Origin of the sequence: Thalassospira sp. HF15 (genome assembly GCF_011806525.1) — a bacterium.
Classification (GTDB): Bacteria; Pseudomonadota; Alphaproteobacteria; order Rhodospirillales; family Thalassospiraceae; genus Thalassospira.
On the sequence record NZ_JAAVKI010000005.1, the window covers coordinates 181,608 to 194,320 of the forward strand.

13 protein-coding genes are annotated in these 12,713 nt (G+C 55.0%); 6 read left to right on the forward strand and 7 right to left on the reverse strand.

Annotation, left to right across the window (positions count from 1 at the left end; all coding sequences use genetic code 11):
* Positions 1-88: 88 nt before the first annotated feature.
* Together aroB and HED22_RS12810 are read right to left on the reverse strand one after the other, a co-directional pair.
* A complete protein-coding gene (gene aroB, locus HED22_RS12805) occupies positions 89-1,204 on the reverse strand; it encodes a 3-dehydroquinate synthase (RefSeq protein ID WP_167722787.1) in 1,116 nt (371 codons plus the stop codon).
* A gap of 4 nt (positions 1,205-1,208) precedes the next feature.
* Positions 1,209-1,820, reverse strand: a complete 612-nt coding sequence (locus HED22_RS12810; protein ID WP_167722789.1) for a shikimate kinase — start codon at positions 1,818-1,820, stop codon at positions 1,209-1,211.
* A 409-nt stretch (positions 1,821-2,229) separates the two neighbouring features.
* Here HED22_RS12810 and HED22_RS12815 point away from each other — a divergent pair, with 409 nt between their 5' ends.
* From HED22_RS12815 to HED22_RS12835, 5 genes are all read left to right on the forward strand, one after another.
* The gene (locus HED22_RS12815; protein ID WP_167722791.1) at positions 2,230-2,367 is read left to right on the forward strand and encodes a hypothetical protein; all 138 of its coding nucleotides are present in this window, start codon (positions 2,230-2,232) and stop codon (positions 2,365-2,367) included.
* A 46-nt stretch (positions 2,368-2,413) separates the two neighbouring features.
* Positions 2,414-4,444: an antifreeze glycopeptide gene (locus HED22_RS12820; protein WP_254870018.1), complete on the forward strand. Its 2,031-nt coding sequence runs from the start codon at positions 2,414-2,416 to the stop codon at positions 4,442-4,444.
* Between the two features lie 43 nt (positions 4,445-4,487).
* Positions 4,488-5,438, forward strand: coding sequence for a site-specific tyrosine recombinase XerD (gene xerD / locus HED22_RS12825; protein WP_167722795.1), 951 nt, complete (start codon positions 4,488-4,490; stop codon positions 5,436-5,438).
* Positions 5,439-5,694: 256 nt separating this feature from the next.
* Complete coding sequence (locus HED22_RS12830; protein WP_368484500.1) at positions 5,695-7,494, forward strand: GGDEF domain-containing protein; 1,800 nt, start codon at positions 5,695-5,697, stop codon at positions 7,492-7,494.
* Between the two features lie 128 nt (positions 7,495-7,622).
* A complete protein-coding gene (locus tag HED22_RS12835) occupies positions 7,623-7,976 on the forward strand; it encodes a hypothetical protein (RefSeq protein WP_167722796.1) in 354 nt (117 codons plus the stop codon).
* Positions 7,977-7,991: 15 nt separating this feature from the next.
* On the opposite strand, the gene HED22_RS12840 is transcribed toward HED22_RS12835, so the two are convergent.
* The 5 genes from HED22_RS12840 to HED22_RS12860 are packed head-to-tail and all read right to left on the reverse strand — an operon-like array spanning position 7,992 to position 11,556.
* The gene (locus HED22_RS12840) at positions 7,992-8,651 is read right to left on the reverse strand and encodes a GDSL-type esterase/lipase family protein (protein WP_167722798.1); all 660 of its coding nucleotides are present in this window, start codon (positions 8,649-8,651) and stop codon (positions 7,992-7,994) included.
* The gene (locus tag HED22_RS12845) at positions 8,651-9,967 is read right to left on the reverse strand and encodes a CCA tRNA nucleotidyltransferase (RefSeq protein WP_167722800.1); all 1,317 of its coding nucleotides are present in this window, start codon (positions 9,965-9,967) and stop codon (positions 8,651-8,653) included. The genes HED22_RS12840 and HED22_RS12845 overlap by 1 nt, the downstream gene beginning before the upstream one ends.
* 55 nt (positions 9,968-10,022) lie before the next feature.
* Positions 10,023-10,310: a hypothetical protein gene (locus HED22_RS12850; RefSeq protein ID WP_167722802.1), complete on the reverse strand. Its 288-nt coding sequence runs from the start codon at positions 10,308-10,310 to the stop codon at positions 10,023-10,025.
* 23 nt (positions 10,311-10,333) lie between these two features.
* On the reverse strand, positions 10,334-10,978 hold the full coding sequence (locus tag HED22_RS12855) for a CoA pyrophosphatase (protein ID WP_167722804.1): 645 nt from the start codon (positions 10,976-10,978) through the stop codon (positions 10,334-10,336).
* A complete protein-coding gene (locus tag HED22_RS12860) occupies positions 10,975-11,556 on the reverse strand; it encodes a DUF1285 domain-containing protein (protein WP_167722807.1) in 582 nt (193 codons plus the stop codon). Before HED22_RS12860 ends, HED22_RS12855 begins: the two co-directional genes overlap by 4 nt.
* 113 nt (positions 11,557-11,669) lie before the next feature.
* Between HED22_RS12860 and HED22_RS12865 the strand changes: the two genes are divergently transcribed.
* A complete protein-coding gene (locus HED22_RS12865; RefSeq protein ID WP_167722809.1) occupies positions 11,670-12,710 on the forward strand; it encodes a MoxR family ATPase in 1,041 nt (346 codons plus the stop codon).
* Positions 12,711-12,713: the final 3 nt, after the last annotated feature.

The window sequence follows — 12,713 nt, forward strand, 5'->3', positions numbered from 1 at the left end:
CCCGTGTTCATCTATAAGGTCAAATGGCGTTAAACAAGTTAACAACAACACATTGGTGCCAATCGGGGCATCAAATGTCGCAAAACCTTTACCCGCGGCAGGACCGGGTGATGGCCGCGCGCATTTTATCGACATCCATCGCCTTGGATGTAAAAGCCTTGCCGATGCCACGCGTCATGACAAAGGTGATTTCGCCGTCTCGGACTTTTTTGTCGCGTGACATGTGCCCAATCACCTTGTCGATATCCCAATGCATGCCGGTAACTTCGGATGCCGCAACCGGAAGACCAACCGATTTCAGGTGGGCAACAATCCGGTCTTTCTCGCCCGCAGGCGCCATACCCATGGCACCGCATACTTCATGCGCAATCACCATGCCCATGGCGACTGCTTCCCCGTGCAACAGCTTCTCGCCATAGCCGGTTTCAGCTTCAAGCGCATGGCCAAAGGTATGACCAAGGTTCAAAAGCGCACGTTTGCCACCTTCGCGTTCGTCCTCGGACACGATGCGCGCCTTGGCCGCACAGCTTTTGATGACAGCCTGACGGCGTTCAGGCCCGTCGACATCCAGAACCGCTTGACCGTTTTCTTCAAGCCACGCAAAGAATTCCGGATCATCAATCAGGCCATATTTGGCAATCTCGGCATAGCCAGACCGCAGTTCACGCGCAGGCAAAGTATCAAGAACCGCAGTGTCGGCCAGAACCAGACGCGGCTGATGGAACGCCCCGACCAGGTTTTTACCAGATTTGGAATTGATCCCGGTCTTGCCACCAACCGAACTGTCGACCTGCGACAGCAAGGTCGTCGGGATTTGAACGAAATCAAGCCCGCGCAGAAGCGACGCCGCAACAAACCCGGCAAGGTCACCAACCACACCACCGCCCAAGGCGATTACAAGCGTGGAACGTTCGATCCCCATCGCCAAAATCTGTTCGACGACACTTTCGAACATGGCAAAGCTTTTGGATTTTTCACCCGACGGCACGACGACTTCACGATGCGCAATCCCGGCCCCGTCAAGGGATGCCAGAACTGTTGGAAGGTGATTTTCGGACAGGGCCGCGTCGCTGATCACGACAACACCGGCCTTTTTGACGAACGGGGCAATATATTTGGCGGTGTCGGCCAAAAGGTTGCTGCCAACAAGGATGTCATAGCTGCGCGCGCCAAGTTCGACGCGAAGGGTGTCGTGATTGCTCACTCTGTCAGGTTCCTGTCTTGATCAGTTGACCGTTGTCATCAAAGGAGTTCGCAAGCAGTTCAAGAACTGCATCACGGGTCGCTTCCTTTGAGGATTCATCACAGTCGAAAATAATGTCTGCCCCGGCATAGACCGGGTACCGGGTATCAATCAGCTCTGCCAGGATCTGCTTGGGATCACCGTTATTGAGCAATGGGCGATGTGTTCGCCCACTGGTCCGGTGCAACAGCAGATCAAGGTCGGCACGCAGCCAGACCGATACGGATTTTTCGAGAATCAGCGAACGGGTGCGTTCACGAATAAACGCACCACCGCCTGTGGCCAACACGATCTGTTCGCCATCAAGCAAACGGGCAATTACACGTTCCTCGCCGTCGCGAAAAGCCTCTTCGCCATACAGCTTGAAGATATCGGCTATCGAGCAGCCGGCGGCTTCTTCGATCTCGCGGTCGGCATCGACAAAATCCAGATTGAGTTCCTTGGCGACCATCCGGCCGATGCAGCTTTTCCCTGCACCCATCAGTCCAATGAACACCAATGTACGGCCCTTAAGACCGTTCCGAATTCTGGCGATCACGTCTTCGTGCAAACCCGACTCGGCAATGTTGCTGTCCATGTTCGGTTTGCAGTCCTGTGGTTCAATCAAATGCGTTACAAATTACCCAATTCTTTAGGGCAGCTTGCCCCTGAACGCAAGCAAACGGCAAAGAAAACGCGACAAAAATGCTGCGTCAAACTACTGCTTTCGGTCACTTTTCGCATGCATGGGCAACGTTTAAACCAACCTAGTTGCGCCAGATGTCATTAACTCTCTGTGAGTAACAGGGACTTATACTGCCATCAAGTTGCCGAATTGGCATGCGACCACACCGATGCGATGAAGGGTCAAAGACAGGGCATCAGGCAAGCCGTGGCACGGTTGAAATGATTGTCCAAACCAAGAATTGCGGTTCTTGCATCTTTGATTTTCGTCCGCATACTGGTATTCGCGTCCTTCGCTCAAACGCTTCGAAGTCTGGATTAAAATGAAGATTTTATCGCGCATCATCCTGTTGCTGGTTATCGCTGTGATTGCTGGCGGCGCCACATTCCTGGTGACCTGGGACATCCCGGCCCCGACCGCCCAAATCGAAGAAACCATCCCGAATTCGAGGTTCAACTAAGATGACGTTGCGTTCCCGGCTGCTAATGCGAACTTGTTTACTGGCGATGATGACGGGAACGGGACTTGCTTGCGCGCCTGCACTCGCACAAACATCCGCCCCGGTGCCGCTGTTTTTAAAACAGGAAGCCGAACAGGACGCGGAACGCCAGTCTGACCAGGGCCCGACCAATCCGGGCACGACAAGTGCCCCGTTGTCAGGCGGCTTTGGCAGCACGGTACCCAACACCACCCAGGCCGAAACATTCCCGTCTGATCCTAATGCGGTGCAGTCACTGTCGCTGGGTGCTGTCGATGCCGAGGCGGTTGGTACCATCGGCCGGTCGCGCGGCGGACTTGGCATTGATATGTGGAATGGCACCACACGCCGGTCCGCGGCACACCTTATTTCCGAACTGCCGGCAACACCAGCCACCCACACCGCACGCGATTTGCAGGAACGTATGTTGCTTTCCGCCGCCGCCCTGCCACAAGATTCACCCGAAATCAGTCTGCTTGAAGCGCGCGTTGCCAAGCTGATTGAAATGGGTGCCCTTGATAACGCCATCGAACTTGTGCGCGCCGCCCCGCAAGGGTCGCGCGGTTCCATGCTGGCGCAAGCAGAGATCAATGCCCTTTTGATCGGCGCAAAACTTGATGCGGCTTGTGATGCGATTGAAAGTTACGGGGCAAGTTACGAAGAAGTTTTCTGGCTAAAGGCCGCCGCAATGTGCGCGTTCTATGCCAATGATCCGACCTCGGCAGCCTTTTCGGTCGACCTCGTCCGCGAAATGGGCGGTGAAGGCGATGCAACCTTCTTTGGGTTGGTATCAGCCATCCGAAGCGGCGGTGCCGCCAACCCCGAATTGCTTGACGAGTTGCGCCCGCTGGACCTTGCGCTTCTGGAAATTGCCAAACAATCAATTCCGACCAGTCAGCTTGAAACCGGCAATCCTGCCGCCATCATTGGCATCACCAATGCCAAGGCAACTGCGACCGATGTTCGCCTGGAAGCCGCGCGAAAGGCCGAAAAACTCGGCCTGATCAGCGCGGAACAGTTGGCAGACATCTACCAGTCTGTGAATTTCACGGCCGATGCATTGGCAAGTGTTCTTGATGACGCCAGCGAAGGCATTCAGGCCCGCCAATACGCAAAACTTTATCAGGCTGCGGTACAAAGTGATGTGCCGGCAGCACGTGCCGAAATTCTGTCTGCGCTGTTTGAGACCGCCGAGTTTGAAGGCGACTTCATGCAGGCGGCACGCCTATCCGCCCCCATGCTGGCCGACATTCCGGTCAATGGCGACTTTTCGTGGTTTGCGGTTGCCGCCCTTAAGGCATCGATTGCCGCAAACAGTTTCGAACGGGCGGAAAACTGGCTTCAGGTTGCCCGATCTTCGGCCAATGCTTCCAATGACATTTCGTCGCGCTTGAGCCTGTTGTATCCGGTGCTGGCGATTTCAGGTCTGGAAGAAACCGGCGCGATCAAACCGGCCCAACCTGTTGCCAACGCGGCAAACGGAAATTCGGTTCAGACATTCGGGACGGATGCCCAATCGGCCCCGCAACAGAACTTCGGGCTTGGCGGTGCTGTTGTGCCGGGTGCCCCGACATCAAGTGGCGGCATGGCATCGGCAACCGTGATGCCAAATTCGGCCTCTGCCGAAGATGTTCAAAGTGCATCTGATCGCGCCGCCGCCCTTGCCCGTCATCGTGCGCGCATGATCGAATGGCAGGAAATGCAGGCAGCACGCGGTGATCAGGCTGCGGCAAGACGCTATAGCGAGCTGATCTTCAATTTGTTTGAAGGCTTTGGCATCGAAGTTCCCGACAGCTTGTGGGATGGTCTTTTGAAAGCCCCCTATGCCGAAGAACGCGTCACGACCAGCAGTGCGGTTTCCCATCATCTGAATGATGCAGCCAGCGCGCAGCAAAAAGCAAAAACCGTCGCGATGGTCATTCAGGCCCAACAGATTGCTGCGGCTGAAAATGCCGACCCCAAGGTTCTGAGTGATACCGTAACGTCGCTTGAAGCTGTTGGGCTTGAAAGTGATGCGCGGCGTCTGGCGACAGAATTGCTGATGTCGTTCAATCACTGAGATACATGATCATCAAGTCCTTTAATCACTGCTGGGACCGGCCATGGCCAAGGCACTGACAAGTTCGCTAATATCGGCCTTTCTCGAAATGATGGCGGCCGAACGCGGGGCCAGTGCGCATACACTTGATGCTTATCGCCGCGACCTTGAGGATTACGCCTCCTCGCTGACAGCCGGAAAATCCGACCCGGTGGCGGCAAGTGATGCAGATGTCCGGCGCTATATGGCAGAACTTGGTTCCGCCGGGCTTGCTCCGCGTACACAGGCGCGGCGACTGTCGGCCTTAAGGCAGTTTCACAAATTCCTTTATTCCGATGGCTATCGTAATGACGACCCGTCAACGAATATCGACAGCCCGCAACAGGGGCAGACCTTGCCCAAGTTCCTGTCGATTGAAGAAATCGACCGCCTGATTGAGGCAGCGACAAATCATCCTGGCATCAAGGGCAAGCGCCTTCTGGCGATGGTGGAACTGATGTATGCCACGGGCATGCGCGTCTCCGAACTGGTCGAATTGCCCTTTGCTGCTGCGGCGCGTGATCCGCAGATGTTGATTGTGCGCGGCAAGGGTAGCAAGGAACGGCTGGTGCCGCTTTCAGATCCGGCACGCGATGCGCTGCGCGATTACCTTGACGTTCGCGATGCCTTCATTCCATCAGACAAATCAGATGGCCATGCGGATCGCCCTGGTCAATCCTCATACCTTTTCCCGTCGCGCGGGAAAACCGGGCATCTGACCCGCCAGATGTTCTTGAAAATGATCAAGGATCTGGCGATTGAGGCCGGCGTGCCACCCTCTAAGGTTTCGCCGCACGTGTTGCGTCATTCCTTTGCCAGCCATCTTCTGGCCAATGGGGCAGATTTGCGATCATTGCAAAAGATGCTCGGGCATTCGGACATTTCGACCACGCAGATCTATACCCATGTCCTCGAGTCACGGCTGCGCGGACTGGTTCAGGAACATCATCCCCTTGCCCAACGCACCAACGGCTAGGCCGAGGCGGTATCGAGTTTCCCGATTTGTCTAGCCCATCGTATAGAAATACGCGGCATTCTTGACGGAAAAGTGCATGTTTTCCGCGGATGTCACATATTCGTAACCCCACTGTAACGAACTTGTTGTCATATCTGGGATACGAGAAACCGGAAAAAATCAATCCTTCTAACTTCCGGGAAATCAGACCATTTCGAAGATCGGGGTACTGCATTTGGATTCTGATGCAGATGAAAAGTGGATATCTGAACGACCTGTGACCCAACCGGTCATGCTGCGCAACTGGCAGCAGGTCGTCGAGAAAGTCGACTTCGCATTTCAACCCATTGTCAGCCCCCATACAGGCCATGTTTTCGGCTATGAGGCGCTGCTGCGCCGCTGGGAGGATGCCGGGTTTTCGTCCATTCAGGCGCTGTTTGATACCGCGTGGGATACAGGCAATCTGCACAGTGTCGACATGATGCTGCGCGCCAAGGCGATCAAGAAATTCGCACGTTTCCCCGGCGCCAAGCGGCTCAAGTTGTTTTACAATTTCGACAACCGCGTTGTGAAAACCGAGGATTATCAGCCCGGTCAAACCGCCGCGTTGCTGAGTGATGCCGGACTTGAACGCGATACCATCTTCCTTGAGATTTCCGAACGCCACGACATCAGCAATGCCGGATACCTTAAAGACATTCTGGTGCGCTATCGCAGTCAGGGCTTCAAGATTGCCATTGATGATTACGGCAGCGGTTTTGCCCAGTTGCGCGCACTTTATGAGTGCGAACCCGACATTATCAAAATCGATCGATTCTTTATCGATGGCATCGACCGCGACCGCCGCAAGGAACTGTTCGTTACACAGATCACTGCCTTTGCCCACATGATCGCCGCACAGGTCGTCGCCGAAGGTGTTGAAACCCGCGAAGAGTTTCTGTGTTGTCGCCGTTTGGGCTGCGATCTGGTACAGGGCTTCTTTATCGCGCGACCGACACTTGATATCCCCGAACAGACTGACCTTGTGAAAACCGCCGCCGATATCGCCGCCAACTCACGGCGCCAATCAGATCGCGATGATGATGTTGTCAGATCCTATCTGCTTGAAACGCCAGCCCTGCCAAGTGATATCAATCCAGTCGATATCCTGAGCTATTTTCAGCAGAACCCAGACATTTCACTGGTGCCGGTGGTCAATCAGGATGGTGAACCATTAGGTATTGTGCGGGATTCCGAATTCAAGGCGTTCATCTACACCCCGTTTGGCCGTGAATTGCTGCAAAATCCGGCCAACCGGGCCAATATCAAACGCTTCCTGCGACGCTGTCCGATTGCCGATATCCGCACCAGCCTGTCTGAACTTCTTGAAACCTTTGTCTCAACCGAGGCACTTGATGGTGTAATCCTGACCGAAAATGGCCAGTATCTTGGAGTGCTCGATCAAAGTGCCCTTTTGCGTGCCGTTAATGAGCGCAACACGTTAAATGCGCGCGATGAAAACCCGCTAACCCGTCTGCCGGGCAACAGTGCGATTTACCGCTATGCCGCACGTGCACTTTCAGAACCTCGCCGCCGCCGGTTTGCCATCTATTTCGATTTCGACAACTTCAAACCGTTCAATGACCGGTATGGCTTCCGCCAAGGCGACCGCGCGATCCTGTTGTTCAAGGATATTCTGGGCAAGGTCCTTAGCCAGAATGAATGGTTTGTCGGCCATATCGGCGGCGATGATTTCTTTGCCTATGTCCAGTCGATTGACTTCGAAGATGCGGTTGAGGCCGTTCATCGCGTCCAGGCAATGTTCAATGCCCAGATCAAAAGTTTTTATGACCCGGAAACCCGCGAAAGCGGATACCTGACCGGTAAGGGACGCGATGGCAAACCAACGCGATTTGATCTGATGAGTGTCAGTGCGGCCCTGATCCGGATTCCGGCCGAACGCACCGACATCACGCTTGATCATATTTCGGTCGAAGCGGCGAAATTAAAGGCGCTTGCCAAGACCAGTTCGGGCCGATTCGCGACCGGAATTTATGACCCTGACAGCGATAATGCCAACGAACCAAAACTTCTTTGATTTGGTTTTCAAAGACTTGTCATTTTTATCGCTGTGAAGGGCAAATTAGGGCTTCAAATCCGAGTCACTCTGAGTAATATTCCGCCCGAATTAAAAACACCAATCGGTTCAAACGAGCAGTTCCGTCAATGGTAAATATTGCGCCTTTTTCTGACCTTCAGCAGTCATCACCAATCCGTCAGGCAAGCCCCATCGCCCAACAACGTGGCGATGAACAACGGTTTGCCGAACAAAATCGGATTATTGACGGTACCCGCGCTTCGGTCCTGACATCGGATCAGGAGATTGAACGCGCTGTTCAGTCCTATCAGCGCGACCGCAGTGAACAAAAGCAGTTCCTGAAAGACGGCGAGCAAAAGACGCAATCAGATCAATATGTCGAAAAGATCTCGTCCCCGACCTATAGCGCGTCAGGTGATCCGCTGCATAACCTGACGGCTGGTTCAGGCGGTCGTGGTCAGTATTTTGATATTCTGACCTGATCGGTTATCTGCGCTTTAGTCGTCCGATGACGAGAGACCAATGGTCTTTTGTACAGCACCCCATTCCCAGATCAGTTCCGCCACCCGGTCATAACCAGCCTTGTTGGGGTGATAACCATCCCCGCGACGCAGCGCGCGTTGCCACGTCTCGTCACTGAGTGTCGTTGCAAACAGGTCCAGGTAGGGCACATTAAATCCGCGTGCAGTTTCGAGATAAATCTGATTAAGGCCTTCAAGGCGTTGATTGATTTCCTGACTGGATTTGCTGCCATCAATCACGGCCTGGGGGCCAATCCACAGAGTCGGCGCCAATTTGGATGCCGCACCGATGATCTCGGCGGCATTGGCAGCCGATGCTGCCGGTGACACCCTCATGGTGGTTTCCTCGCCACGGTCTTCGGCGTGATTGGCGTCATTAACCCCGAAACTGAACATCAGGATCGTCGGAAATTCCGCGACCATGCGCAGTTTGGCTTCAAACTCCCAGCGGGCCTTAAGCCCTTCGGACGTTTCCGCGCGGATGCCGAGGTTATAGATGGTGACCTCGTGCCCAGCTTCATCCAGAAGACGACGTCCCAGGCGCATGGGCCAACCGCCCTTTTCCTCATCGCGCACACCATTGACCAGACTGTCACCAAAACAGCAAATCCGATGTCCTATCGTGCCTGTCGTCATTACGTCTCCTCGTCGCCCACCTTCGATTGGCAGGCCACATAATCCATCAACTCGTCACGACCAGGTTTAAAATCCTGATCAATCCAGTATTCCTCGGCCTGCTTTAACAGGGCCCCGATTTGCGGTCCTGCAGGCGCAAGACCAGCTTTTAGGATATCGCGTCCTTGTATTGGCAATGTAACCGGTTGCCAATTTGTCGCGGCTTCAAGCAGGCCTTTCCATGCGTCATTTTCAGCCCGCGTACAGCAGGGTGGAACAGCGCCGCGTGTACTCCACGCCAAAAGCACGGCATCGCGAAAGGCAGACGCCCCCATTCGGTAAAGATCACGCCGCACTGTTTCAAGCGGCAGGTTTGGATCAATCAGTGGTGCGTGCGCCACCATTTCTACGAACCGGTCAGTTTCTTCGTTCGACAGCCGCAAGTCCCGCGCAAAGCGTTCGACAGCCGCCAAGTTGTCTTCCTGATCATCGCCGTCAGTCTCGAGCAGGGCTGCCAAACGGCGCAGCGGATCGGGATGGATTGCGGGATCGGCAAGAGCGGTACTATCAAGCCACTGCATGATACGCAGGCAATCAGTATGGATCAGCTTGGGTAGAATGGCCGGCAGAATGCCAAAACCGATCATATCGTTGACCGTGCTGGCCGGACTATTTGATCGCAGCAATTTGAACATCTCGTCGCGGATACGCTCGACAGAGATGTCATGAAGGCCCTTTACTGCCTTGCGACATGCCTCTGCCCCGATCGGATCAATCGGTGGGCGGCCAAACCAAGCCTGAAACCGGAAAAACCGCAAGATACGCAAAAAATCTTCGGCGATGCGGTTTTCTGCAACCCCGATGAATCGCACCCGCCCATCGCGCAAATCGGTTTCACCATCGAAAGGGTCATAGATTGTGCCATCGAGGTCACAGTAAATGGCATTGAAGGTAAAATCGCGGCGCTTGGCATCTTCAAGCCAGCTGTCGGTGAAGGCGACCTCGGCATGGCGGCCATCGGTCAGAACATCGACACGCAACGTGGTGATTTCATAAGCCCCGGCATCGGTAATTGCCGTCACTGTGCCGTGCTTCAGGCCAGTGGGGATCACCCGGATACCTTGCTTCTCCAACGCCGCCTGAGTTTTCTCGGGCGCAAGATCACAGGCAATATCGACATCAACCAAATCACGTTTAAGCAACGCATCGCGCACCACACCACCGACAAAGCGCGCGCAGCCACCTTGCTGCGCAATGGCATCAAACACGCGGGCGGTATCATCGGCGACCATGATCCCGTATGGCCGCAATCTGCCGGTTACTTCGAGTGCTGTCATCGCTGCTTTGTTGCCACCTGTCCTGCCGGCCTTGGCCGCGGCGGATGGTTTGTGGTTATTCCTTGGGTTCGAAATAGCCCGGCTCGACCACGCCGTCGCGCAATACCGGCGCATGATAAATGGAATCAGGCGGCGCACCAGTCCCGAGTGCGGTGAAAATCAGAATTGCAGCTGTCAGAGCGACACCCGCACCAAACAACAGAAGCCACGGCCCCTTGTTCCACGGCGGCACGATATCGTGCCCTTCGCGGATGGCCTTGGCCCGCGCCCATTTCAGCCACAGCCCGTAAATCACAAAGGGCAGGATCAGAGGAAGACCGATCTGGATGATTTGTCGCAACATAAAGCTCTGTCCTAATATTCGGATTAACGGTTAAGTGATGGCGCATTGGCCCGGATGACTTCAGAGAAGTTGACCAACATCCCCGCGGTCGCCCCCCAAATGTAATATTCGCGATACGGTATCGCAAAATACCGTCGGCGGGTGCCTTCGAATGTCACGGTTTGCAGTTTCTGGTTTCGTGGATCAAGAATGAAATTGAGCGGAACTTCAAATACTTCGGCCACTTCATGGTCATCGGGCTTAAGATCAAATGGCGGTGTGACCAGACCAATGACTGGGGTCACCTGATAGCCGGTCACAGTATAATAATCGTCAATCCGCCCCACCAGATCGATGTGACGGCGCGCAAGCCCGATTTCTTCTTCGGTTTCGCGCAAGGCGGTTTCTTCAAGGGTGGCATCAACCTCTTCTTGTCGACCACCCGGGAAACTGATTTGCCCCGCATGGTCGCTCAGATGATCAGTCCGCCGGGTCAGGATAACATGCAAACCGGCATCACGTTTGACCAATGGCACCAGAACGGCGGCCGGCCGTGATACCAGTTCCCCGTCTGCAAACGCCCGCGCACGGGATTGGGAACCGGGGAAATCGACAGCGTGATCACCACGGCGCTGTAAAACGCCACCGCTCGGCGCACGCAAAGCGGCAATGATGTCATCGGGTGTCATTCCGTGGCCTCCATACGGCCGATCTCGAAAAACTCGCCATGACTGTACACACCAATACGAGTCATGTTGCTTTCAGGGTCACTAATTTCCTCTGCCAGTTCGACCAGCTGATAGAACACTGCCCGGTTCAGGCGCGCCTCCAGACCGCGTTCCAACCCGACATAGGGGGATGGTTCATCCGTTTCCGGGTCATGTTCGACACGCAAAGGATGATCTTTATCAAGCTCCACCCACTGGTCGATATTGGTCCGAAAGCGGATATTCTGATCCTTGCCTTCGCCTTCGTTTTGCATCTCGATTGCGATGAAGGCGACGTCCTCGACCTCGATCCGGGCCATCTCGGCCGGGGTCACCAACCAATGCCCACCTTCCTCGTCACGCTGCAATACGGAAGAAAAAAGCTTCACAAGTTCGATTCGACCGATCGGCCCACCTTGATAGAACCAGGTTCCATCACGACCTATAGACATAGGGATATCGCCGCAGATTTGTGGATGCCGCCCGGTGTCAGGTTTCTGCCCGCGAAGGCGCGTCCACAATTTTTCGGCGAGATCGACGGTTTTTTGGTTTTCATTCATGCTGTAGAGTTGATCCTGAACCAGACGTTTTCCCGTTTCACTTTACCGATTTCTTCTGCGTTCTTCGACCTGCCGTCGCCTGCACTGCAACATAGGAAGCACAGTCAACTGCCATGACAAACGCGCCACAATTCCCCGAAGAAATGGGTTTCTCCCAGGAAAGCAGTCTGGAACGCGATGCATCTCGCCTGGACGAGTGTGTCGCACGGCTGGCCGAAGCCCGCAAAATGGTTTCCAGTGTTATATTTGGGCAGAATGATGCCATAGAGCAAACACTTATCGGAATTTTATCCGGTGGGCATGTGCTGATGGTTGGTGCGCCCGGCCTTGGCAAGTCTTTGCTGGCGCATACACTTGGCAAGGTTCTTGGCCTGCTTGACAAGCGTGTTCAATTCACGCCCGATCTGATGCCTGCCGACATTCTGGGCTCCGAAGTTCTGGAAGAAGGGACGGACGGCAAACGCGCGTTTCGCTTTATCAAGGGCCCGGTATTCTGCCAGTTGCTTCTGGCCGATGAAATCAACCGTGCCAGCCCGCGTACCCAGTCGGCCCTTTTGCAGGCCATGCAGGAACGCGAAGTATCGGTTGCCGGTTTCAGTCACAAACTGCCAGAACCGTTCCACGTTCTGGCGACCCAGAACCCGCTCGAACAGGAAGGCACCTATCCCCTGCCCGAAGCACAACTTGACCGCTTCCTGCTCGAAGTGCGTCTGGGCTATCCGGATGCAGATGAAGAACGCAAGATCGTGACCGAAACCACAGGCCGTTATCCGGCCCGCCCGCGTCAGGTGCTTCAAACTGATGATCTGGTGGAAGCACAGGACTTTGTAAGGCGCCTTCCGATGCCTGATCGGGTTCTCGACACTATCATCGCGCTGTGTCGTGAATGCCGCCCGGAAAGCACATCCCTTGCCGATATCCGCGAAAACGTCGCCTGGGGTCCAGGGACGCGCGCGGCACAGGCCTTGTCGCTGGCATGTCGGGCACGCGCCATGCTGTTTGGTCGGTTCGCGCCGTCGATTGAAGATATCGAAGAACTTGCCGTCCCGGTTCTGCGCCATCGTTTCGGCCTGACCTATGGTGCGCGTGCCGAAGGCTTTACCGCCAAGGGACTGATTACCGACGCGCTGGCCCATTTGCAGGAGAACAGCTAATTG